The organism is Azospirillum sp. A29, from assembly GCF_042604625.1.
Lineage (GTDB): Bacteria > Pseudomonadota > Alphaproteobacteria > Azospirillales > Azospirillaceae > Azospirillum > Azospirillum palustre.
This window is the reverse complement of the sequence record NZ_CP170462.1, coordinates 74,757-97,967: the sequence shown is the minus strand read 5'-3', so window position 1 is coordinate 97,967 and position 23,211 is coordinate 74,757. Positions and strand designations below refer to the sequence as shown.

The window sequence follows — 23,211 nt, the reverse complement described above, 5'->3', positions numbered from 1 at the left end:
CGGCCCAGAAATGAGACACCCGTCTGGGCTTGTTCAGGCGGCCAGGGCTAGCTCGGCCACAGGCATCTGATCAACCCGGAGTTGGTCAGTGCGCACCTGGGCCGGGGTGCGGTGTCCATGTCGGCCGACGAGCCAAGTTTCGTTGTAGTGGTGGGCGAACTTGATCAGAGCGCGGCGCAGCTCCTTAATGGTGTCGAAGGTGTGGACCCAGAGGAAGTTCTCCTTGAGTGTCCGGATGAAGCGCTCGGCCATGCCGTTGCCCTCCGGTTCGCGCACGAAGGAGGGCGAACTGGTGATGCCCAGGCACTTGATCTCGGCTTGGGAGTCGCCGGACATGTAGTTCGAGCCGTGGTCATGGCGCAGTTTCAGTTCAGCCGCGACGCCCGGGCCGATGTTGCCGAAGTGGCGCAGCACGCCTTGGCGGATCGGCTCCAGGGCCTCGAAGCAGTTGCCGCTCTCAGCAGCGTGAACGCTCACCACCTCGGAGTTGGCGTGGTCGACCGCGATGAAGACGCGCGCCACGCCCTCGCACAGCGTGATCGTCTCAGTCATGTCGGTCCCCCACATCGTGTTTACCGCCTCGGTCACGATGGTACCGTCGTGCACCCGCGTGTGCCGCCGTCCGATCCAATGCGGCGCCAGCAGCCTGTGCGCGCCCATCAGCCGCCGCACCCTGCAGATCGAGGTGCGGTTGCCCCCATGGCGCAGACGTCCCCAAATCTTGCGATAACCCTCACCGTGAAAGCGTAAGGTGAGGATCTGCTGGCGGATGTACTCGATCAGTTCGCCATGCGGGCAGAGGCCAAGCGGGCCCGGGCCGCGGAGCGGCGGTGTCGAGGCACCCGCCCGGTGGCGGTAGACCGTGGCGCAGGATACCGCCCAGTTCCGCGCGACGCGGGCCAGACCATAGGAGCGGCCGGTGGAGGGCGAGGTAGTCCGGCTCATCGTCTCGACCTCCGCCGGGCCAAAGAGTGCCGGCCCTCCAGGGCGGCGATCTTCTTGCGCAGCAACTCATTGTCCATGGTGATCTCGCCCACCTTGGCCTTGAGACGCGCGATCTCCGCATCACGCTCGTCGCGTTCGCGCTCCTTCATCGCCGACGCCGCGGCCGCCAGAGCGCGCTCGCGCCACTCCGATAGGCGCGCCACCGTAACGTTCAGTTCACGGGCGACTACCTCCACGGCTCGCCACGCAGCAAGCGCGTGACTGCCGTCACCTTGCGCGCAGCGGAGAAGCGTTGGGGCGTACTGGCGTCCGCGCCCAAGGGGGCGTCTGCGCCAGCGTTGTGGGCGCGCTCCGGCGCCCCCTCGGGCTTACGCCCCTGTTCCTTCCATCTCCAAGACCTCCGATTGCGGTTCAATTTACCGCAGCCGGGTATCTCATCGAACCGTACCGCTCCCCAGTTTCAGCCTATGATGCTGCTCTTGCGGTAGCCGCAGTATCTCCGGGCGCGGATGAGGACAGCGTTTGAACGCCGCCGGGCGAAAGCGGCAACAGCGAGCGGACCAGCCAAGATCTACTCCGAATCGACGTTAATGAGTTGGACCCCCGGCCCAAACTCGAAAAGGAACACCGTGGCCCACATACCCCTGTATTCATCCCAGAGCTGCGCTGCCTGTTTGGTAAATCACCTCAAATTTGTTATTCTATGCAGCGCGTTAGAAAGGAATGAAGCTATGTCAATCACCGCGAACGATGTTGCGATCCTGCATCGCTATGCAGAGGGAGTGATGGGGCGTGCGGATCATCACGCGGCCCAGGTAAAAGCGATTGCCCTTGCGCTGCTCGGGGGCATCATCTGGCGCGGCGAGCCAGGCTCGATTGACATCAAGCAGTATGCAGGCGAATTGGCCAATATTTTGTGGGTCACCATAGGCGGGAACCGTTATGCCTTCGCCTATAATCATGATACCGAAGAAATCGAGGTCCGTGAGCGGACTCAATCCGGCAAGCCTTTACGAAGCTTCACCAATATGACACCGGTAACCGACGTTGAGGATTTTTTCCGGAAACTATAAACAGCTTGATTTGGAAGGAACTAGAAATACACAGATGGACATTTGGAAAGTCGTTTGCAAATGGTGCGGCGCTATCCCCGAACCCGTGGTCCGCGTCAGCGTAAAAGGCGATACACACTGCCAACCCAAGTATCGACGTTTTCAGTATCGCTCAAGGATAATAGCAGCGGTTCCGAAGAGGTGGTTGCTTAGATGATCGAAAGATTTAGTGGGCCTATAGGGAAACGGGCTCTGATTGACGTGCTGCGCCGCAATAAAATTGTCGAAGGGCACATCGACTGCGCCAACGCTATTGCTGAGCGCGGCACCCTCAAATCGGTGCCTGCCGGTGCCCCCATCATTCAAGAGGGGCAGGCCGATGACTCAATCTTCCTGATCGTGGCCGGTAGCTTTGACGTCATCGTCAAAGGGCGCAACGTAGGAGTGCGCCGACCTAGCGAGGTTGTAGGTGAAATAAGTGCCATCGACTCCGCGCAGCGGCGATCAGCAACAATCCGGGCATCCGAAGATGGTGTTGTGGTCGAATTGTTGGGCGCGCAGTTCCACGAGCTTGCGGATGAATTTCCCTTCATCTGGAAGGCTCTCGCCATCGACCTATCCCGGCGCTTGGTCCTAAGGAACGCACAGGTTCAAAAGATCAATGAACAGGCCAACGTCTTTGTGATTTGTACCGTCGAGGCTCTTGACGTTGCCCAAGAAATCCAGTTGGCGTTAGCTCACGTGAACGCTCTCGTGACGATCTGGACGAATGGCGTCTTCATCGCATCTCACTACCCACTGGAGAGTTTAGAAGACGCCCTTCAGCACTCAGACTTTGCCATTGCTATTGCCCATCCTGATGACCAAACCACTGTCCGTGGGGAAGCCCGACGGACGCCGCGTGATAACGTCATCTTTGAACTCGGGTTTTTCATGGGCCGGCTTGGGCGTAAGCGGACGCTGCTTGTCGAACCGAGGGGCGAGAACGTCAAGCTTCCCACTGATCTGAGTGGAATAACGACTATTGGATACAAGCCTGGCCCAGCCGATAAACTTGCCGCGTTGTTGGGGCCTGCCTGCACCGAAATCAAGCGGATCATTAACGAACTTGGGCCACGAGATTAGGGGAGCGTTATGGCGTTAAAGGATGACCTGGAGACTGAAGTCGCAAAAGTATACAAGGACAAGTGGGAGCGTCGCGACGGCCAAGTGGTTCCGGAAGATGCTGACCTGAAGCTTGGGAATGATGGCGTAGATCTAGAAGCGACTGTGCTCTATGCAGATCTCGCTGACTCAACCAAATTGGTAGATAACTACAAAGACTGGTTTTCCGCTGAAAACTACAAAACGTTCTTACTCTGTGCTTCCAAGATCATTCGGGCAGAAGGTGGGGTGATCCGCGCCTTTGACGGCGACCGTGTGATGGGCATTTTTATTGGAGATTCAAAGAATACATCTGCCGTTCGATGTGGACTGAAAATTAATTGGGCAGTAAAAAACATCATTGAGCCAGCTAAGAAGAAGCAGTATGAAAATACCAAATACGTAATGAAGCATGTAGTTGGAATTGATGCCTCCAAAATCATGGCGGCCCGAACGGGCATTCGAGGTTCAAATGATCTCGTTTGGGTGGGAAAGGCAGCAAACTACGCAGCTAAGCTGGCGGCTATGTCAGAGGAATATCCGACTTGGATCACGCACCGCGTTTACGATAACCTGGGCGACAGCGCAAAATATTCTAGCGGCACTAACATGTGGGAGGAGCGCAAGTGGGCAGCAATGAATGAAATGCGCATTTATCGTTCCACTTACTGGTGGTCTCTGTAACATTGCTCCGCATCGGCAATTAGCCTGTAACTGCTCACCTGGCTGGCAACTGGTGAGCAGTCAGGCGACGGTGAAGGTTTCACTGACGAGCGCCTGGATTGCGGTCCAGTCGGACTGCCCCTAGCCCGGATCATTCATCAGCGCTTTGGAACGCCTGTCTGAAGGCGCGTCGATGGGTGGCGCCAACGGCGCGCTATGGTGGGGCTATCGGGTTGCGGGAATAGGTTCGTTCGGGGGCACATCGCCCCGGCGATCACGGTGGCAGCCTGACGGTGCGGTCGGCCAGCATCGCGAGACTTTCCTGGTAGGGGAAGCTGGTCGGCAGAGAGACCTTGATGCGGGTCTTCATCTCGATGACCCGCGCCGCCACTTTGATGAGACCGAGGCGCAACGTGTCGAACTGGGCCTCCCTCCAGAACGACGCCTTCGGTGCCAAGCCGCGCAAGCTGTGCAGCAGCCAATAGGCGGCGGTGTGGATGAGCAGGCGGAACTGGTTGGCGGTTGCCTTGCTGCAGAAGGTTCGGTCGGAGGCGAGGTGCAGCTTATGCGCCTTGATCAGGTTCTCCATCTGGCCGCGGGCGCAGTAGATCATCTCGTACAGCGCCTTGGGCATTCCAGCCAAGTTGGTGACGATGAAGCGGGTGTCGGTGCCCTGGGCTGACGCCTCGATCCGGGCGCTGACCCGGCGCTCGACCTTCCAGGTGCGGGCGGCGTAACGGAACTCGCCGAAGCGCCGCACCTTGTCCGCCTCCCCGGCGAGCCGGCCCATCGCGGCGTCCTCGGCCAAGTCGGTGACCCGCCTATGGCCCGACAATCACGGTGAGAATGGCGACAATCAGGATGAGAATGGAATGCCGCCGTCGTGTCGGAGGACGGGCGTAGCCCGACCGGAGGGAGGTCGGGATGACGACAGTGGCAGAAGCGGCGAGTTGGGCACGTGATCTGGAGGCTTTGGCCATCCGGATCAGTCCGCGATTTTGCCGGCTTGAGGCGCGCGAGCGGGCTCGGCGGTATCTTGCCGGGCTTCTGGCTCCGCTGGAACGGAAAAACGGCTGGCAGCTGGCCGAAGCGGCCGGTGACGCCAGCCCCGACAGCGTCCAGGATTTTCTGGCGCGGATGCGTTGGGACGCCGACGCCGTTCGCGACGACTTGCGGGCTTACGTCGTCGAGCATCTGGGTGATCCCGACGCCGTGCTGGTGCTGGACGAGATCGGGTTCCTGAAGAAGGGCGAGCGTTCGGTCGGCGTGCAGCGTCAATACTCCGGCACGGCCGGGCGTATCGAGAACTGTCAGATCGGCGTCTTCCTGAGCTACGCCGGCCGGCACGGCTATGCCCTGATCGACCGAACCTTGTATCTGCCGCAGCCCTGGGCCGGTGACGAGGAGCGCCGCCGCACAGCCTGGGTGCCCGAGACGGTCGCGTTCGCCACCAAGCCCAAGCTGGGGCTGACGATGCTGGAGCGGGCGCTGGACGCCGGCGTCCCCTGCGGCTGGGTAGCAGGCGACAGCGTCTACGGCACCGACAGCGCCATCCGGCGAACACTGGAGCGCCGTCGGGTCGGCTACGTGCTGACCGTCACCAGCGGCCAGCGGCTGTGGCCGGGCACGGTGAGCGACTGGGTCGAAGAGGTGCCGGCCGATGGCTGGCACCGGCTCAGCGCGGGCGATGGCGCCAAGGGGCCGCGCCTGTACGATTGGGCCCGCCTGCCGTTCCGCGGTGCGCCCGAGGGCTGGAGCAAAGCCCTGTTGATCCGGCGCCGCCTGGGGGATGGGGAGTTGACCTTCTACCTGACCTGTGCACCGGAAGGCACCGCTCTGGCCGATCTGGTATGGGTGGCAGGTGCGCGCTGGACCATTGAGTCCGCCTTCGAGATGGCCAAGGGCGAGGTCGGGCTCGACCAGTATGAAGTCCGCTCCTGGACTGGCTGGCACCGGCACATCACCTTGGCCGTGCTGGCATTCGCCTTCCTCACCGTCTTGCGCAAGGCGGCTATCAAGGGGAGAGGACCCAGTCGACTTGGCGGCCGACTTGATCCCGCTGACCGTGCCCGAGATTCGACGCCTGCTTCACCACCTCCTGCCTCGGCCGACAGTCGGCATCTACGTCGTTATCGCTTGGTCATTTTGGCGAAGACGTCATCAGCAGAGAGCAAAGCAATCGCATTGGAAGCACCGTACCAGAATCGGTAAAATCGGGTTGCATTACTATCCTCTTAATACCGTGCTGATGATTGAAGAAAAATATTCATCTTCATAATAGCGGATTTTCCTAAAAATTAACGGAAAATTATTTTCAATAAACGCGATACCAGCGCTCTTTTCTAGCCGTATTATTTCATCTGGGTACATTAAAGGTCTGGCGGTATAACGACCTGACACTGTGTTTACATCATGTTGATGACCTACTGAGCTTGACTTCTCGTAGACGGGAACTGTTGAGGTGCCAAGCCTTTCAGATATATAGGAAGCAGTGAGAATGTCGCGCGTTCCAAATGATTGCAGAACATCTGCATTGGCCACGAAAGTTTGCCAACTATCTCCATACATCTTTTGCAGTTGAGTGAAATCCTGTACTATCGGCCACAATTGGACACCAAGACCAGCCATGATACCCATAGCGGTATCGAATGACTTCAGCATGCCCAAAGCGGGAAACTCATCAAGTATCATGAGAGTGCGTACTGTTGGTTTTCCTTTTGCTCTAGACAGCTCTGTCAATGCCATTGTCACAATGAGCCGAAGCCAGCGCCCATAAGTTGCCAGCCGCCAAATAGGTATGACGATGTAGACAGTAGTCTTTACGTCACGCAACGAAGAAAATGAAAAGGATGATGTGGAAAGAACCTGTTGTATAGAGGGGCTATCCAAGAACGCGGTCTGTTGCCGTACCGTTGATAGCACCCCAGACTTTTCATTGGGTGCTTTCTGCAAGAATTGTGATGCTCCACGTGCCAATGCACCGTTATGAAGAGGTGACATCGAGATGCCTACCAGAAAGTCCTCAAGCCCCTTTCCTCCTTGCGCCACGATCTCGCGTAGCTTAGCAAGATTATTTGACCCATTCTTTTCATGCGACAAATATAGGACAATAGTTGCTATTAACGACCGCGCCTCTTCCTCCCAAAAAAATTGATTCTGCCCTTCGACAGGAACTACTAGGGCGTCTGCAATCAGACTGGCATCTTCAATCAACCTCTCTTCCATATCGCCTGCAATAGAAAGAGGATTGTAGGATGCAGACGGTATATCAGTTACCTTCCAGGGATCTAGGACGATTACCCTGTGTCCGACAGAGCGTCTGTAATGTGCAGTAGCAATTGCATTTTCACCTTTCGGGTCAATTACGATCATAGACCCAGGGTATGTTAAGAGATTTGGTATAATAGCTCCAACTCCCTTACCTGACCGAGTATGGCCGACGGTAAGAAGGTGAGCATCACCAGAGTAAAATACTGGATTGCAGCCCGACTGGGTAGCGTCGTCTTCGGAATTAGAAACGACTTCTTCATCAATACTCGCTTGCAGAGCCGGATAGCGGGCAGCCAACATTCCGCCACGATAAAACTTGATTTCCTGATCAGAAACCTTTTTCTCTGAAATACTGACGCCACCGCGATCAGCTAATCCATCGTGCTCAAATCCAATAATGATACGATAACCTCCGTCGGATTTCTCGCTTGTATTTGGAATAAATTTTGCTGTTCCAAGCTGACCCGATTCCTCCAGGACAGGCTTTTTATTTCCCATCGTCATAAGCTTTATGATTACAGCGATTACACCTAGAATCCCAAAAACAAGTATTATTGTTGTGAGTTCTGGTTCTTCCATTTTAGCCATCCAAAGTGCTTCGAGTTGATCCATTCAGACATGATGGGTAGCGTTATTACATTATCTACCTTTGCCATGCTCTAAGTCTTCATCACGTTGTCGTTCCCTCTGCTGCTCCTTCTGCTGCTCCTTCTGCTGCTGCTCCTTCTGCTGCTGCTCCCTCTGCTGCTGTTCCCTCTGCTGCTGTTCCCTCTGCTGCTGCTCCTTCTGCTGCTGCTCCTTCTGCTGCTGCTCCTTCTGCTGCTGCTCCTTCTGCTGCTGCTCCTTCTGCTGCTGCTCCTTCTGCTGCTGCTCCTTCTGCTGCTCCTTCTGCTGCTGCTCCTTCTGCTGCTCCTTCTGCTGCTGCTCCTTCTGCTGCTGCTCCTTCTGTGCCTGCTCCTTCTCCTGGTCCTGCTCCTTCTGTTCCTCCTTCTCCTGCTCCTTCTCCTGGTCCTGCTCCTTCTGTTCCTCCTTCTCCTGCTCCTTCTGTTCCTCCTTCTCCTGGTCCTGCTCCTTCTGTTCCTCCTTCTCCTGGTCCTGCTCCTTCTGTTCCTCCTTCTCCTGCTCCTGCTCCTTCTGTTCCTCCTTCTCCTGCTCCTGCTCCTTCTGCTCCTGCTCCTGCTCCTTCTGTTCCTGCTTCTCCTGCTCCTGCTCCTTCTGCTCCTGCTCCTTCTGCTCCTGCTCCTTCTGCTGCTGCTCCTTCTGTTCCTGCTTCTCCTGGTCCTTCTGCTGCTGCTCCTTCTGCTGCTGCTCCTTCTGGTCCTGCTTCTCCTGATCCTGCTCTTTGCGTTCCGTTCTGGTAACGTCTCCAGCTTCTACTTGTGCTTCTTGTTTTAATGCCTCTGCTGCGGAAGCGCCTCCTGTGAGCGCACCAATACCGGCTGAAACAGCAATAGATGCTGCCAATGTAATAGTTATCGGCACTATCGCAGCACCAGCTGCGGCTGCAGCTGCTAAAACGGCAATTGAACCTACACAGGCACCAATGGCACCTGCGACAGCGCCGTCCATCATAGCGCGTTCTACCTGAGATGCTTCACGCATGATATGCGTCACCTCCTTCCGGCAGATGTCAATGGCTTAGAATTTTGATGATCGTCGTGAACAAATACTTATTCTATAATATTGTCTTCATTCACTGAGCTATATCACGGATCTTTGCGAAGCAAATTTGTATAGGACCAGTCTCCATCTGCACCATCTTAGGAGCGCCCCCTCCCAAATCACCTTCCAGAAAAAACGAGCATTTTACGATCCGTGGTTTGTCAGATATCATATTATCGAATGCGACAGTCATACCGGGTGGGATTAGAACCTGCATTAGAATGTCGGCACCACCATCATCTCTATTCTTATACTCGCCGTCGATCATGCAGCCCCTATTGTCAAAACCAATCACACGATTGCTGATAAGAAAAATGGTTCCGGCCCCAAATCCTTTTGATCCGATAAAGCCAATGGTATAAACTCCTTGCATTCCAACCTCCTACTTGCGCGTTTTGGGCGATTTCGCACCAGCTTTCCCTTGTAGAATCAGCGTTAACGGCGCTATTCAGTATTTTCTGGAGTTTGAACTTGCAACAATAGCAATCTCTTTGCTTGTTCCTCAAGGCGATATGGTTGGCGATTCGGAGGCACGTGAAATGCCTGCTTTTGAGGTAATGATAAAGTGAGTTCCTCTTGATTGGTGGAGACCTCTGATAAGCTCCCACTGCGGCTGGTGAGGTGGACATGCTGACGACACGGTTTTTTTTCCACAGACGACTTCAAGCAGGAGGCCGTATGACCTAAGGCCGGAAAACACCCCCAGCAATTGGTAGAGGTCGTTATCGAGAAGAGATGGACCGATTGGACACCGCCGGTTCAGCGATGATGAGATTATCGGCATTCTGAAGAAGCAGGGGGCCGGTCAGCAAGCGGCGGGCGTGTGCCGCCGGCATGGGACAGCGAAGCGACCTTCTACACCTGGAACTCGCATCGCCGGCAGCTTCAGCCCGCCGGAGGAATGGACTGAAAAACCTTCACCGGCGTGCTCCGGCAAATTTACGAGCAAACGCAGGCGCGGATCACCTACGTGGAGGGCCATCCCGATCCCGGGCCGTTGCCGTGGCACGAACAAAAGGCACGCCCCGGTCAGGGCAACCAGTGGGTTGAAGCTGACCGACCGTGCCGCTGGTCGTTCTGCGCATGAGCCGCGGCCGGGCGATTCAGTCCAGAACATGCGAAGAGGACATTGACGGCAGGGAGGCTGCATCAAGTGGCGGTGGCGATGCGTCAGCGCGGCAGTTCCCACCAGCAGCCTCCTGGTCCCGGCAACAATCCCAGTCCAGCGAAAAGCGTGCCATCAGTTGGCAGCCCTGGGCCGTACACACCGCTTTGCACAAGCACCAGGGCTGTTCCCTTGCCCCGGTGGAGCGGCACGCCCTCCTTCTCCAGCGCGCGAACCCAGTCGAGCGCCTCGATCACGTGTGCCGCAGTGGTTTCGATCGTGATTCCTTCCTCCAAATCAAAGCAACAGTCGCCCCAGGCGAACCGCTTGAGGAGAACCCAATCCGGATCACCCGTCGCCCATATATCCGTAATTCTGCCCTCGAGTTTGGATTTCCAATTCCGACGATCAAACATGGCCCAGTACCGGTCGCCTCCGTCATGCTTGGGCAGGTCCACGGCGAGCCCCATTGCCCGGGCAATTCGAGTCGCGTTGCCCCGAATGTTGATGTGAACCGGAACTTCACCGGGGTTCGCCATGTAATATTCGACTGTATGCTCCATGATGCCGCCTCGCTGATGACTCCATCGACGCTCGGAAAGAGGGCGGAGTGTCGACCGTCGTCCATGGCCGGGTTCGGGCCGCGTCTCACGTGTGTTCCACAGCGCGCCCTCACGGTGTCCCGGCCGTACAACGCCGCCGACACGCGAGCAAACCGATTGAGCGTCGCCGCCGATGACGAGTCTGCCCGTCCCCCCTCGCCCGTCAACCCGGGCCCTGGCGGGCCCCCGCCTCGCGGCGGCTGTGGGGTTGACCGGCATCAGCGAGCCGGGCTCCAGTCGCTTTTCATGGCGGCAATGACGCAGCCTGCGACGCCTCATTGCCAAGATAGGAACGAAGCTCTCGGTGCAGGATGACTGTACGGAGTTCGGTGCACCTTTTTTCGGAAGCGTTCAAAAACGCCCTTATTTTCAAGGCGAGGATGATCACGTCATCTTTCGTTTTGCCGTTTCTTTGAACGGCGCCGAGACGGGCGCTGAGGGTCTGCAGGGTTGCTTCGGCGCGTTCGTTCGGAAGGTCTGGCGTGCTTCCCGCCAATTGGGCGAGATGATGCTGGCGGTCACGCAGCCACTGCAACCGGAGTAAGTCCTCCGCCATCTGAGTGGTCAAAGCAGCGATGCTTGTTTTACGGCAACGATCGATCGCCGCTCGTGAAGGAGGGGGCGGTCCGCCAACCTCGGCGCGGATACGCCGGTGCAGCCGGGCGATGCGCCGAAGAGTCAGGCTTCCGTTTGAGCCGTTGCTCATTCCTTTGCTCCATCGGTGCGTGCATGACGCGGAGCGCGACGGCGCTTGCTCGGGCGCCACTCTGTCTCATTCCCCTTTTGGAGCGCCGCTGACGGCCCCATGAACTCTCGCGCTTTTGTCGTGGGCTTAGAGCGCCTAACAAAACGGGGATTGGGCTGTTGGGAGGGGCATGGCTGCACCTCTCGTCTCCGATGCCCTGTGGGCACTGATTGAGCCCTTGCTCCCGCCGGAGCCGCCTAAGCCGAAAGGCGGGCGGCCTCGGCTGGACAACCGCGCGGCGCTGACCGGTATCCTGTTCGTATTGCGCTCCGGCATTCCCTGGGAACTGCTGCCGGTGGAGATGGGATGCGGTTCAGGCATGACCTGTTGGCGCCGGCTGCACGAATGGCATCAGGCCGGCGTCTGGGAGCGGTTGCATCGTTTGCTGCTCGACCGGCTCGGCTATGCCAACGCCATCAACTGGGAGCGGGCTGCGGTGGACAGCGCCGCCATCCCGGCAAAAAGGGGGGCGAGGAGACCGGCCCGAACCCGACGGACCGTGGAAAGCCGGGCTCCAAGCGGCATATCCTCGTCGATGCCAATGGCATCCCGCTCGCCTTGAAGATCTCTCCCGCCAACCGGCACGACAGCAAGCTGTTGGAGCCGTTGGTCGATGCGGTACCGGCAATCCGCCAGTGTGCCGGCCGGCCACGACGTCGTCCGGCCAAACTGCACGCTGACAAGGGCTACGACTTTGCCCACTGCCGGCGGGCGTTGCGCCGCCGCGCGATCATTCCACGCATCGCCCGACGCGGCATCGAGAGCAGCGAGCGCCTGGGACGGCACCGATGGGTGGTCGAGCGAACCCTGGCCTGGTTTGCCCGCTTCCGCCGTATCGCCGTCCGTTATGAACGCCGAGCCGACATCTTCACCGCCTTCCACCACATTGCCGCCGGCCTCATCTGCTGGCGCTTCGTCCAGAGATGGTTCTGTTAGGCGCTCTTAGCGTCGACCACGATGTGAACGGTTTGGCTGGCGTCCAGCATCGCGATCTCAATCTCGTCCATCTCTTGCAACTCGTGATCGCAGTCGACGATTATCTGGCGCGCGCCACTTGCTTCTTGATCCAGCCCATTTTCCAGGCTAAAGTTGAGATTGCTCAGTGCCCACTCGCGTTTTTGTAAAACGTCTCCCCGATATCTGGGGTCAACCTGCTTGCCGGCGCAGCCAATGCACGCAAAGTGGATGGCGCACGCTCCGTTTAGCGTGCAATGTCCGCCGAGCACACGCGTGAAGGCGCCAACCTTCCCCCGCGCCTCCTGCAGCAACCGTATCGACTCGGCTGGGGTGCGCTTTGCATCCGTGAGATCAAAGCGGCGGGCTTGCAACCTCCGCAGCGTTTGGAACACCTCTTCGTCGGTCGGTGCGGCGTAATACTCTGTAATGGGAAGGTGCACCTGGTTGAAGATGCGGGCAATCACCGGCGTTGATACTCCCAGGCGACGCAGCTCTCCGCCGACCGCGTGGCGAACATCGTGGGACTGTAAGCGCGGGACATGTCCCCACAACAAGAACCGGTACAGCCAATTGACTGTTCCGCCGTGCAAAACTCGCCCGTACAGCTGAAACACATATCGATCCGGTGGCAATTCGCTCAACCGCTCTGAAGGGACGACAGGCAGAGGGGCGGCTTCATTCAATCCCGCTACGTAGCGCACGTAGTCGGCGACGGTGGCAATGTCCTCCATGGATCGACGGTCGATAAAAAAGGAACGGGTGGTTTGTCCTGCTTTCCTTTCGGGCGCGCGTAAAAAGCGTAACACTCTTCAGACTTTCCGTTGTTGAGCGGAAATTTTCCAATGTACAGTCCGTCCGGCCGCTCGTCCGTTCCCGGAATGGCTTTGGCTTGTGTGACCTCGCCGACGCGGGCTCCTGTGTTTGATTGCAAACGGAACATGGCCTGCCCGAAGAGGCAGCCCGCGTAAATCTCTTCCACGGGTAAAAACAGGCGAGGGTCGTTGGCCGCCCTCATGATCAAGATTCGAGTGAACTTGTTGTGACGATGTGTCAGAAAGCCGGCAGGAAGATTCGGAGGCTTCCCATATCCCTGAGACGCCAGCATCCTCACCCGATCCTTATTGTCAAACCGGCTGGTGTTGTCGCCAGCGAAAATGCCCAGTCGGTACAAATCTAAGAACCAGAACGGCAGTTCCCGCCCACCCGGAGGCTCCGCTTCGGTTGCCACGTACTCCACATAATATCCTTTTCCCAAGCTATGGGGCTCGGCATCGTAGTATTGTCGGTTGAAGTGTGGCGAAGGCGTCCAACCACGGGCCTGCAGATCATCAATGATCGATGATATGTCCCACAGGCGGAGGTGGATGCGCTGACGGCCATGCCCCTCCTGCCCCGAACGCGTCGGAATCGCTTCAACATATGAGAAAGAAAATGGGCAGCGATGGGAACCTGGTTCCGATGTCTGAGCGATGGCTTGTAGGCAGGCGCTTCGCAGGCGCGCTACTTGGTTAAATCGAAGGTCTGCAATATGCCGCAGACGTGGAAGTTGGTTGACCAGCGGCTCGATTTTGGCTTTGCGGCGGCGGCGCTCACCAGCTTGGATGCCTTTGGAGATCTTTTGCCGCTTCCAGTAATCGGCATCGGAAAGCGGCGCGAATGTGTATCTGGCGTAGAGCGCCTGTTGTTCGGGGTTGAGTTTACGAAGGTAGCTTGCATGCGCGTTGGCGACGCGCCGCCAGCTCCTGACGAATTCAAAGCGCATTCTATCACTGAAGTGCTGGCAAATCCTGCCTTCCCACACATCCTTCACAAGATCCTCTGCCGCCGCATGGCCGATCTCAAGGTCCGCGCGCTCTTGTGCGACCGCACGGAGCAATGGCAGAACGTTAAGAGCGCTCGCCAGAGCGCGCTCGGAAACATGAGTGCGGGCAATAGCGCAATGCATGAAGATGGCGTTCCTCCAGTCCGCGTTTTCGGTCTTAAGTAGGCGAATAAGGGTAGAGCGAGGGATTGGCTCATACTCGCGCCCACAATCCGGATCAAAACACGTGAAAGGCAAGCACAGCAGTTCCGCCGGTAAAACGGATTTCATAGTATTGAAATCAACGTCTCCATTGAGCGGAAAATAGGGTGGAATCTGTATGCCTCGCGCTTCTGACCAGCGCTTGATGTGCTCGCGGTAAAAGCTATCTTCAGGACAATGCTCGTATCGCCGTGGACCAATCAGTTTGCGCAACCGGGGCGGCGTTGGAAGATGCCCCTGCATCTCTCGGATGTAATCGCAGGCGAGGTCGACCACCGTATCCGGAATTGTGTGGTACAGGCGCAGTCCGAGGAGGCCACGTTGGCGCATATAACTATGGAACCATTTTTCGTTGACGTCATGAACGGAGGGCGGCAGAGGAAAACGGCGTGTGTGGGCGAGCATGTAGAGGCGCATGATTGGAGGTGTGTCCGGGGCCGCATCAGCCACTTGGCTGAGATCCGGAACATAAACTTCAAGATGTGGGCCGCTCTTGCGAATGGCAGGGAACGCCCCAAGGTTTGCGGCGGAGCGCACCTGATCGGAAAATATGTTCAGGTATCGGCTGGCTGCCGCGGTGTCCATCCATACGTGACCATCGCTTCCAAAGCAGGGCATTTGGCAGCCGGAACCATTGTCCTCGCTCTGGCCGGGATGATCCTCCGCGGCGTTTCCAAATGCAGGCAATGGAGCCAAAAAATCGCGACGATCACGGCGGCGAGAGTTGCTGGTCCGGAACCCGAGTTCCTTAGCCGCCTCAAGGGCTGTCGCTTTGAACTGAGGGCAGCGTTGCATTTCACTGCGGCACAATCCGCTTTCCTCAGCGATAGCCGAAAAGCTGATCCGCCCCGCTCGTCCCGGCACACCCAAACCGCGAGCCCTGAGATGCCCAAAGTATCGCTCGAGCCGACGTTCGCCTGGTGTTTCCTCCAGGCCGAGTTCGGGAACTGCGTCAAGGATGATCTGGCGGGCCCGAATGTATGAGGGCTCCGGCTGGAGAAACCCGGTCGGTGCGAAACCAAGCGCGGCTCCGACCTGACTCATGTTGACAGTTCCCCGGGCTTGGGGCAGTCGCTTACCTTCCCTTCGCAGCCGTTCGACATAGGAGGTGGCAAGGATTTCGGCCCGTGACGGTCCACATGCAGGGGTCAGCTGGGTTTTCCAGAATTCGGGGATGGCATTCGCCAGCAGACCGCGAACATCGGCATAGTCTTTGTTGGCGCGCAGGGCTTTGGGAGAGCAACCAATAGCGCGCGCAACTTCAGCAATGTTTACCCCAAGCTGACGAAGCGGAAGACGCTCTTTTCGCTCCCGTAAGCCGTCGAGGTATTCAAGAGCGCGTGAGTACAATTCCTCGGCCGGAGGAGCGCGCATTCTCATGATAGACCTCCCACGATGCGTGCGAGCAGAGGGTCCATATCGCGGGATACGGGCGTTTGGGAGTAAGGAACTTTCCCGAGCGTCGGATCGGTCGCGAGGAGTTCCTCGGCCGCTCGGTCCCGCTGAAAGCGGGCATTCATCACCTGGAACACTTCTCCTTCGGTGTTGCTATGCTCGTAGGTGCTCAGCATAACCGCGCCTGATCGCCATCCCATGTACCGGACGAATGCATCGCGTAGCTGTTTCAGACGGCCGGCATCGCCACTGGCGCGCTTGGCAAGTTCCTGGAGCTGCTGAGACACGAACCAGTGACGCACGTCGTGGATGCGGACATGCGGTTCGGTCGGCAATCGGTTCCACCAGCGGTCCCGAAACTAGTTCGGATTGATCGCCCTGCCAGCGTGGGTCAGAAACAGCGGGGCGCTAGGATCCAAGCGCCCCAGTCGATGCTGTGCTTGGAACTCCTGCATGCCGCGGTGCTGCGAATCAAGCACACGGCGTTCGCGTTCAACGTAATTGCGCAGGAGAGCTGCCGCGGGGTTGTCAAAGTTGATCCTCTTCCAACGTTCTCCCCGGCTGCCTTTGTCGATGGACAACGCAAAACACAAAAAGTTGCTGGCAGCCCAATCGCCCAAGGTCAGGGCACAGACTTCGCTGATTCGCGCTCCGGTCTGAAAGAGGAGCTCGAGAATGGCCAATTCACGTAGACGCCATCCCGCCGCCTTTGCCAATAGGCGGAGACGCGGGTACAAGAGCGGATCGCTGACGATTATCGGTCGCCATTCGGCTCCACGCAGAGCGAAGTGGCGTGAAGAAACGCGAGGGGTTGGCAAAACCGGATCGACACCGCTTTGGGGCGGCATGGGGCCGCGGTTAAGGGTGGCGACGTAGGCAGCGTATCGGGCGTCACGCAGCGCTTGCTCGACCTGCTGCAGGTCCTCACGCATGAGGGGGTGCTTGAAACGATAGAAGCCGCACCGCCGGAGAACGTGATACAAACAACCAACCGCGGCCAGAAAGTCGTTCACCCCAGGTGGCGAACGACCAGTCGCTTGTACAAAAAGGACCTCTAGGCCCAGACGGTCCTTCCCCGGCTTCACGTCGCAGGCCAACTTGCTGCGCAAATACCGGTCAATGATGGCTCGAACCTCTGCTTCAGGGCCAAGCAGGCTCCATCCTTCTCTTTGCACGACAGGGTCGTCGCGTTCGAAAGCTCGCAGTGGCATGAGCTTGTAGAGGTAGGGGCGGACAGATGACCGCGACAGACTAGCCCTCAAGGTAGCCTCCTTGAGAAACAGGGTCAGCATGAGGTCAGCGGTTTCATCGGGCAGGACGACCTGCTCCGGAAACAGGAGATCGCTTGTGCGAACTAATCGCAACGCGCCCTGCATCTGACCCTCGCGGGCAGCTTTTTTCGCCAAGGTAGCTTGCAGTAAGCTAGTTGCCTGATCTACTTCAAAAAATGGCTAGTCAGATGAGTCGCGTAATCTAACAGGCACCTTGCGCATGCCGATCACGGCAGTCATCCACGACGAGGCCAGGGTGGGACGCCCAACGCGTATCCGCAGAGGGATCGCGTGTCGACGGGCGTAGCGTTCCAGCAAGGAAATCTGGCTCTGGACGTGCTGATGAATGACAGGGTTCTCGATGCCGGTGTCTGCGGTCTGCACGGTCAACGGGTGGCGCAGCGGGTTCTCGCGCACCGCATCATGGTGGGCCAGCAGCGCGATGGTGAGCATTGCCGTGCTGTCCTTCCCGAAGCTGACCGCAACGGCGAGAGGGACATCCTTTTCGATGAGATCGCGCACTGCACGATAAGCTGCGGCGATCTTCTCGACGGTCTCAGAAGAGAACTTGGCATCCAGCAGCTTGTCTGTTGAGAAGAGCGCAGTCATGGCGGCGGCATCAGTCTGTGGTGTGATGAAGTAATCCTATCATACCGTACAGAGCGCACAAGCGAGAAAACATGCATTCGATCTTAACAGCGAATTACAAGAGACCAATGATCCTTTGAATGTAACCATTGTCACGGTCAGACAATGAAGGCGCTTGATGCGCACCTTGATTGCCTCGACACAACCGACGCTTCCGCCGACCACGTTTCGATGCGAGTTCATGACCGAGATGGATCGTCTCTCGCCCATCAAAGCCTATGCGGCCCTGGTGTGGTTGGTGACGATCGCCGCGCCAGCCGTCGGCTCAGTCGCACCCAACACCGCCGCCGTTCGATCTGCCCCCCTCCGCTCGTGTTCCGGCACTTCGCAGGGTTTCTCAGAACATGGACAGCTGACCCCGCTTGTCGACTGTCCAAACCGGCGCCGCATTGGCGGCCACCAGCTCTGCAGGTGCGACGTTGGGCTCCGGTTCATAGTGCTGCTCCTCGATGTCATCGACCACCTGCGGAGCGGATGCGCCACACACCTCAACCGCGTTGCCACTGGTTCCTGCCTTCTCGGAGCCGTCCCGGCCCAGCAGCTTCAACAGCAAGGTCGGAGGGAGCATCGAGAAGCCGGGGCCGCGAGGAAGCGCATCGACGAAGGCGCCCCAGGCGGCGATGTCGATGGCCCTTCCACGCTGGCACAGGCGGGCAAGTAGGCGGCACGTCAAAGCACAGAGGCGGTGGTAAGCCTGCGCGCGTTCGACCAGAAACTCGGGGGTCCAGTGCGAACCGGGGTCGAGCGGCTTGGCATGGCCCATCACCATGAAGGGAGCCAAAGCCTCGGTTGTGGTTGCGATCTCCCGCAACAGCTTGTCCTGGTCCGACGGCGGCGCGAGGTAGGCTTGGTTGACGGCAGCGGAGATCGCGCCCTCTAACATGATGAAATCCGAAAACCGCTGGTCCGGGGTGCGTCCTTTCGGCGATCCCGCCTTTGCTTCCCGAAGCCGCCGGAGCGCCGAAGCACGCTGCTTGTCCGCCTCCTTGGCGATTTCCTCCAGCGCAGTGGGTGAGGGAAGCGGCTGGCAATAGTGCGACCGGTAGCCAGTCGATGAGACCGGGCAATAGCCGAAGCGGACGGCGTGCAGTGCTTGGTCAGCAACACGCAGCGGCACGCCACGAACCTGGATGACGGTTGCGGGTAATTTTTCCCCGGCGGTGGGAGATGCGGTCTTAGAAGCGAGCTGAGAGGAAGCGGCCATCTTTCTTGCCTCTTTGTGTTGGAACCCAGCCTTATCGGCCCGTGCGGCGTGGGTACAAATTACCCTTGCCAGAGGAAGGAGGCAAGAGCTATATGGGAGCAGTCGGGTAAAAATTACCCGCTCCGCCCATAGTGCTGAGGTCATGTCCATGGCGATGTCCGTTCACCCCCGCCCCATTTCCGTTCCGCACATGCCAGCTCGTTCCCGCGCGCGCCGCCGTAATGAGGCGCGTCGCTCAATGGGACGGGCGGAGAGTCCTGCGGCGCAGTTTTCGTTGTCCTTGAAGTCGACTGCGGACGATGAACTGGACGTTGACCTGTTTGCCGGTGGCGGCGGCGCATCGGAGGGAATGGAGCAGGCCCTTGGCAAACCCGTCGATCTGGCAGTGAATCATGATGCCGCTGCAATCGCCATGCACGAAGTCAATCATCCTCGCACCGAACATTTTCATAGCGACGTGTTTGAAGTCGATCCAGTAATCGCATGTAGAGGCCGCAGCATACGAAATCTCTGGGCGTCGCCGGACTGTCGTCATTGGTCAAGAGCGTCAGGCAAGGCGCTGAGAAGTCCAAAAATCAGAGGATTGATGTGGGTTGTTATTAGATGGGCGCGCCTTCCGGATTGGCAACGCCCGAAAATTATTTACGTCGAGAATGTTCCGGAGATGCTGACCGCAGGCCCCACCGAGGACGAGCCGATCCTCTATCCGTTCCCTGACGGCTCCGGGGTTCCACCGGACAGCCAAAGCGCGCCGGCTGAAGCACTGAAAGGGCTCTACTTCCGACAATGGCGGAAGGAGTTGGAGCGGCTCGGGTACCATCTGGAGTTCCGCTGCCTGGCCGCCCATCACTTTGGCGTCCCGACTATTAGGACCCGCCTGTTTATCGTCGCACGCCGCGATGGCGTCCCAGTCGCTTGGCCGACACCGACCCATGGCGACCCACGTTCTGACGAGGTTCGCACGGGCTTGTTGAAGCCCTACACCCCGGTGTCCACCTGCATTGACTTCTCCTTGCCCTCCAAGAGCATCTTCGGTCGGACGAAGCCGCTCGCGCCCGCCACCTTGGACCGCTTGGCCCATGGTGCGCACCGCTTCATGATCGCATCGTCGATGCGCGACGGTTACGAGCCGTTCGTCGCCACGCTCAACCATGCAGGCAAGGGGTTTCGGGGCTTCGCTTCGACCGAGCCGGCCAAGACCATCACCGCCGCCCGCGACGCCCATGGGCTTGTGCTTGCGGCCACAACGCAAATCAGCCAGCGCGGCAGCCGGTCCATCAAGGTTCGGGATCCACGCGTGCCGCACCCGACGATCGTCACCAAGAACGAAAGTGCTCTTCTCACCAGCCACGCGCACCCCCTGTCGGGCGCAGACACTGGCAGCGTCGCCTATCTGGCCCAGCACAACACGGGCGAGATTGGGCACAGCTTGCTGGACCCCGCCTCCACCATCACCACAACGGGAAGCCACCAGCAGCCGGTCACCGCGACCATCCACAAGCTCCATGCCCCGAGTGTCGGACAGGGGCTGGAGGGGGCCGCCGCGACCCCCGCAACCCGCAATCCGCACGGGCTGCAGGGCGCTCACCTTGTGGTGCTCAAGGGTACGTGCAAAGACGGCCGGGCCCTTGATAGATCGGCTCCGGCTGTTCTGGCGTCCGGAATGCACCAGGGCCTCGTCCAGACCAGACTGGAGCCAGTTGGTACGGCCTTAGACGATGTGAGCGTTACCTTCGAGGACGCTCTCCTGACTGCTTTCCCCAAGCGACTGCATGAGCAAATTCGGGCCGTGCGGCGGTTCCTGGCGCGCGTCGATTGGAAGAGCACGCGCGGCCTGCGCAAACTACCGTCGGCGGAGCCGGACGCCTTCTTGACCGCGCTCGCTGCCCAACTTGGCTATGTAGGCCCGGCGACCGAACTGCCGCACCTTTTGGGCCTCTGCCGCGTGAAGGGCGAGTGGTTCCAGATCGTCGACTTGTCGATGAGGATGCTGGTTCCGCAAGAGCTGAAGCTCATCCAGGGCTTCCCCCCGGAGTACGTCATTGATCGCACTTCCGACGGTCGCAGTCTGACCCAGGAACAGCAGATCGCCCGGATTGGCAACAGCGTGTGCCCGGAGATGGCCCGAGTGCTGGTAGCGGCAAACTCGCCGCCGCGCCGCCGGCTGCAGATCGCCGCCTAAAGAACGCTGTGCGCTTCCACCACCTCCCTCTCCGTCGAACACGAACAAGGACCCGACCATGGACCGTAGCTCGCGCCCCGAAGTTCGAAATCCTGTTCTCGCCCTGCCGGCTGTCGCCAGGCTGCTCACGCTGCAGCCCGAACTCCGGCTTGCCCTCGCCGATGTCCTCCGCGACCTGTACCTGGACGCGAAGGTGCGCGCCGAGAAGTCTTGGACCAGCAAGAAAGGCCCCCTGGCCGTGTACTGGAGAGCTGTGGCGGTCTATGCGCTCCACATCAGCCGTGCGGTGCGGCCAACGAAAGCGGAACTGCGTTCGCGCGTTGTCGATCTCAAAGCAGCGGCGTAAACCTGTTGCGCAGACCGGCGCGCAGCCGGGCAGATCGAGGATCAGGACGTTATGAGCAGCACGCCGCCGGATTCCCGCCCCGACGCCGGTCATGACTGGGGCGCCATGACGCCCGAGGCATTCAATGACTGGATGGATGCCATGGGCTTCGAAACGCGCGAGGAGGCCGCGGCGGCGCTGAGGTTGTCTGTCGAGTCCATCAAGCATTATCGCTCCGGCCGCCGCGGCGACGGCAAACCGGTCGTTTACCCGCTCACTCTCGCGCTCGCGTGCACTGCGCTGTTCCACCGCCTTCCGCCGTGGACCGTCCGGCGCTGAGGGCATTCCTTGCGCCACGGTCTCAGTTTGACGGTGTGGCTTCGCGGAAGGACGGCCCCTCCCCACCGGGAGGGGTGATGAAGGGCCGTCTGGAGGCTCAGGGTGCGGACAGGAATGCCTGCACCGACGCCTGGGTCTCCTGCATCTCCCGCTCGCCCACGATCACCGCAGGTGTCGTGGTCGCCAGGTAATCGACCGTGAATGTCAGGTTGGGCCGGTCGTCACCCCGGTCCAGTTCGTCGCCGATCTCGTCGGCGATGAACCGGGACCCCTCCAGGGTATGCCCTTCATTCAGGGCATACTGGAGCACCTCAGTGACCCATGATGGAGCGTCGCCGGCAGCCAGCCGCCATCCGGTGAGCCATTGGCCACCGACATTGACCAGCTTGGGCACGGCGATCATGGGGATCTTCGCCACCTGACCTTGGCGCGGACCGTCGATCCACGAGACGCGCAGCACCGGCTGCACGACATCGAGGATGCCCGACATCGAGCCATCCTCGCCGATCGGGCCGTTTTCGTCACCGTCCCAGCTCACATCGACGAGCCCGGACAGGATTGAGTCGCGCCAAACGTTATCCAGGTGAAAGTAGGTGAAGCCATCAGACGTGACGAAACGTCGGACGGTCTCTTGCGGGGTGCTCATCGAAGTTCTCCTCGGACGGGGAGCACGCCGGTTCCCATTGGGGAGGCATGGTCCCCATGGGTTTGTGATGATGTGGGTCAGGCGGCTCTCGCAAGGCGAAGCAGCTTGCTGGTATCGGGTAGCTGGGGTCTGGGCTCTGGGACGTTCTCCCGAATGATCCGACGGAGCGCGTCCAGCGAGTGGGCATAGAGGGCGTCGACCACGGGGCACGAGCCTTTGCCACTCAGCTCGGGCATGCCGAGCGCAACCAGCTCCCGTATCGCGCGCAGAAAAGAGATCTTCTGGACGCGGTAAAGGAACACGATGGCGTACGCACGAGCACGGGGGCTTTCCTCATTCAGCATGGGATCCTCCATTGGCGGGCGCACGACACCCATCCCGGGGCGTGGTCGCCCCGGTGGGGTTAAGTGTCGCTGCCGGCGGAAGGCCGGTCAGCGCGTGCGAAGTGGCAAACCTGAGGGACGCTCAGGCAGCCGCTTTGGCCGAAAGCCGTTGCGTGTGCAGCCGCAGGCGGCAACGTCCTCGGTCCAGCCAGGCCCGAGCGAACTCGGGGTCCAGCGTGAAGCCGCGGCGGCCGTCCATTGCGGAGCTTGTAACGGAAAAGCCAGTCCAGCTTGCGCAGGAGTGGTCGAAAAACGCCCAGGCTCCGTCAAGTTCAAGCTGCATCAAGTCTCCTGCTTCCGCGGTGCCGCCCGTGCCGACCGGCAGGTCGGTTCGGATCAGGTCGGAGAACTTGGCCTCGTGCGTTCCGATCCGGAACAACACGTCGGCAGCCCGGTCCTTGGGCGACCGTTCCCATTCAACAATCTCTTGGATGTGAACAAAATGGCCGGCCCAGAAGCCGTGCGCCTCGAGCCACTTACGCGCCGGCATCTCGGCGCAGTAGGCGCGCATTGGGCCGCCGACCGCCTGGTAGTCGAAAACGACCAGCGAGGCGGGGATGCCCTTGAGCGTCAACTTCTTCATCGGGAGTCCTCCTTGGACGATGGGGACGGAGTGCGCCCCCACCGGGAGACGCACCCGGTCGGGTTGGT

General features: G+C 59.3%; 21 protein-coding genes and 3 pseudogenes. 8 read left to right on the top strand and 16 right to left on the bottom strand.

Annotation, left to right across the window (positions count from 1 at the left end; genetic code table 11):
• Window positions 1-33: 33 nt before the first annotated feature.
• A pseudogene (locus ABNQ38_RS07755) lies at window positions 34-1,264 on the bottom strand (IS3 family transposase).
• Between the two features lie 412 nt (window positions 1,265-1,676).
• On the opposite strand from ABNQ38_RS07755, the gene ABNQ38_RS07750 reads away from it, so the two are divergent.
• The 3 genes from ABNQ38_RS07750 to ABNQ38_RS07740 all read left to right on the top strand — a co-directional run bounded on the left by ABNQ38_RS07750 (window position 1,677) and on the right by ABNQ38_RS07740 (window position 3,824).
• Complete coding sequence (locus ABNQ38_RS07750) at window positions 1,677-2,018, top strand: hypothetical protein (protein WP_377806551.1); 342 nt, start codon at window positions 1,677-1,679, stop codon at window positions 2,016-2,018.
• Between the two features lie 192 nt (window positions 2,019-2,210).
• Window positions 2,211-3,122: a TIR domain-containing protein gene (locus ABNQ38_RS07745; protein ID WP_377806550.1), complete on the top strand. Its 912-nt coding sequence runs from the start codon at window positions 2,211-2,213 to the stop codon at window positions 3,120-3,122.
• Between the two features lie 9 nt (window positions 3,123-3,131).
• Window positions 3,132-3,824, top strand: coding sequence for a hypothetical protein (locus ABNQ38_RS07740; RefSeq protein WP_377806549.1), 693 nt, complete (start codon window positions 3,132-3,134; stop codon window positions 3,822-3,824).
• A 253-nt stretch (window positions 3,825-4,077) separates the two neighbouring features.
• Here the strand turns inward: ABNQ38_RS07740 and ABNQ38_RS07735 are convergent.
• Window positions 4,078-4,626, bottom strand: a pseudogene (locus tag ABNQ38_RS07735) (transposase); the annotation flags it as partial.
• A 101-nt stretch (window positions 4,627-4,727) separates the two neighbouring features.
• On the opposite strand from ABNQ38_RS07735, the gene ABNQ38_RS07730 reads away from it, so the two are divergent.
• Complete coding sequence (locus ABNQ38_RS07730) at window positions 4,728-6,014, top strand: IS701 family transposase (RefSeq protein WP_377806548.1); 1,287 nt, start codon at window positions 4,728-4,730, stop codon at window positions 6,012-6,014.
• A 15-nt stretch (window positions 6,015-6,029) separates the two neighbouring features.
• Here the strand turns inward: ABNQ38_RS07730 and ABNQ38_RS07725 are convergent, their stop codons facing one another.
• From ABNQ38_RS07725 to ABNQ38_RS07705, 5 genes are all read right to left on the bottom strand, one after another.
• Complete coding sequence (locus tag ABNQ38_RS07725) at window positions 6,030-7,685, bottom strand: type IV secretory system conjugative DNA transfer family protein (RefSeq protein WP_377806547.1); 1,656 nt, start codon at window positions 7,683-7,685, stop codon at window positions 6,030-6,032.
• 27 nt (window positions 7,686-7,712) lie between these two features.
• Window positions 7,713-8,675: a hypothetical protein gene (locus ABNQ38_RS07720; protein WP_377806546.1), complete on the bottom strand. Its 963-nt coding sequence runs from the start codon at window positions 8,673-8,675 to the stop codon at window positions 7,713-7,715.
• A gap of 91 nt (window positions 8,676-8,766) precedes the next feature.
• Window positions 8,767-9,108, bottom strand: a complete 342-nt coding sequence (locus ABNQ38_RS07715) for a hypothetical protein (protein ID WP_377806545.1) — start codon at window positions 9,106-9,108, stop codon at window positions 8,767-8,769.
• A gap of 797 nt (window positions 9,109-9,905) precedes the next feature.
• Entirely contained in the window at window positions 9,906-10,403 is a 498-nt protein-coding gene (locus ABNQ38_RS07710) for a hypothetical protein (protein WP_377806544.1), read from the bottom strand.
• Window positions 10,404-10,686: 283 nt separating this feature from the next.
• Entirely contained in the window at window positions 10,687-11,148 is a 462-nt protein-coding gene (locus ABNQ38_RS07705; protein ID WP_377806543.1) for a hypothetical protein, read from the bottom strand.
• Window positions 11,149-11,317: 169 nt separating this feature from the next.
• On the opposite strand from ABNQ38_RS07705, the pseudogene ABNQ38_RS07700 reads away from it, so the two are divergent.
• Window positions 11,318-12,123 (top strand): annotated as a pseudogene (locus ABNQ38_RS07700) (IS5 family transposase).
• Here ABNQ38_RS07700 and ABNQ38_RS07695 read toward each other — a convergent pair.
• The 6 genes from ABNQ38_RS07695 to ABNQ38_RS07670 all read right to left on the bottom strand — a co-directional run bounded on the left by ABNQ38_RS07695 (window position 12,120) and on the right by ABNQ38_RS07670 (window position 18,685).
• The gene (locus ABNQ38_RS07695; protein ID WP_377806542.1) at window positions 12,120-12,875 is read right to left on the bottom strand and encodes a hypothetical protein; all 756 of its coding nucleotides are present in this window, start codon (window positions 12,873-12,875) and stop codon (window positions 12,120-12,122) included. The pseudogene ABNQ38_RS07700 and the gene ABNQ38_RS07695 overlap by 4 nt on opposite strands.
• A complete protein-coding gene (locus tag ABNQ38_RS07690; RefSeq protein ID WP_377806541.1) occupies window positions 12,833-15,547 on the bottom strand; it encodes a hypothetical protein in 2,715 nt (904 codons plus the stop codon). Before ABNQ38_RS07690 ends, ABNQ38_RS07695 begins: the two co-directional genes overlap by 43 nt.
• Window positions 15,544-15,897, bottom strand: coding sequence for a hypothetical protein (locus tag ABNQ38_RS07685; protein ID WP_377806540.1), 354 nt, complete (start codon window positions 15,895-15,897; stop codon window positions 15,544-15,546). Before ABNQ38_RS07685 ends, ABNQ38_RS07690 begins: the two co-directional genes overlap by 4 nt.
• A gap of 24 nt (window positions 15,898-15,921) precedes the next feature.
• Window positions 15,922-16,938, bottom strand: a complete 1,017-nt coding sequence (locus tag ABNQ38_RS07680) for a site-specific integrase (protein WP_377806539.1) — start codon at window positions 16,936-16,938, stop codon at window positions 15,922-15,924.
• A 75-nt stretch (window positions 16,939-17,013) separates the two neighbouring features.
• Entirely contained in the window at window positions 17,014-17,442 is a 429-nt protein-coding gene (locus ABNQ38_RS07675) for a hypothetical protein (RefSeq protein WP_377806538.1), read from the bottom strand.
• Window positions 17,443-17,818: 376 nt separating this feature from the next.
• Window positions 17,819-18,685 carry a hypothetical protein gene (locus ABNQ38_RS07670; RefSeq protein ID WP_377806537.1) on the bottom strand — a complete coding sequence of 289 codons (867 nt, stop codon included), beginning with the start codon at window positions 18,683-18,685 and terminating at the stop codon, window positions 17,819-17,821.
• 148 nt (window positions 18,686-18,833) lie between these two features.
• On the opposite strand from ABNQ38_RS07670, the gene ABNQ38_RS07665 reads away from it, so the two are divergent.
• Genes ABNQ38_RS07665 through ABNQ38_RS07655 form a run of 3 tightly spaced genes read left to right on the top strand, consistent with a single transcriptional unit; the run spans window position 18,834 to window position 21,531 of the window.
• The gene (locus tag ABNQ38_RS07665) at window positions 18,834-20,867 is read left to right on the top strand and encodes a DNA cytosine methyltransferase (RefSeq protein ID WP_377806536.1); all 2,034 of its coding nucleotides are present in this window, start codon (window positions 18,834-18,836) and stop codon (window positions 20,865-20,867) included.
• Between the two features lie 58 nt (window positions 20,868-20,925).
• Window positions 20,926-21,213, top strand: a complete 288-nt coding sequence (locus ABNQ38_RS07660) for a hypothetical protein (RefSeq protein ID WP_149228685.1) — start codon at window positions 20,926-20,928, stop codon at window positions 21,211-21,213.
• Between the two features lie 51 nt (window positions 21,214-21,264).
• Window positions 21,265-21,531 (top strand): XRE family transcriptional regulator, encoded by a 267-nt coding sequence (locus tag ABNQ38_RS07655; protein WP_109155062.1) that lies wholly within the window; start codon window positions 21,265-21,267, stop codon window positions 21,529-21,531.
• Between the two features lie 97 nt (window positions 21,532-21,628).
• Here the strand turns inward: ABNQ38_RS07655 and ABNQ38_RS07650 are convergent, their stop codons facing one another.
• The 3 genes from ABNQ38_RS07650 to ABNQ38_RS07640 all read right to left on the bottom strand — a co-directional run bounded on the left by ABNQ38_RS07650 (window position 21,629) and on the right by ABNQ38_RS07640 (window position 23,143).
• Complete coding sequence (locus ABNQ38_RS07650; RefSeq protein WP_377806535.1) at window positions 21,629-22,177, bottom strand: hypothetical protein; 549 nt, start codon at window positions 22,175-22,177, stop codon at window positions 21,629-21,631.
• Window positions 22,178-22,254: 77 nt separating this feature from the next.
• Window positions 22,255-22,521: a hypothetical protein gene (locus tag ABNQ38_RS07645; protein ID WP_136705957.1), complete on the bottom strand. Its 267-nt coding sequence runs from the start codon at window positions 22,519-22,521 to the stop codon at window positions 22,255-22,257.
• Window positions 22,522-22,642: 121 nt separating this feature from the next.
• Window positions 22,643-23,143, bottom strand: coding sequence for a hypothetical protein (locus ABNQ38_RS07640; protein WP_377806534.1), 501 nt, complete (start codon window positions 23,141-23,143; stop codon window positions 22,643-22,645).
• Between the last annotated feature and the right edge of the window lie 68 nt (window positions 23,144-23,211).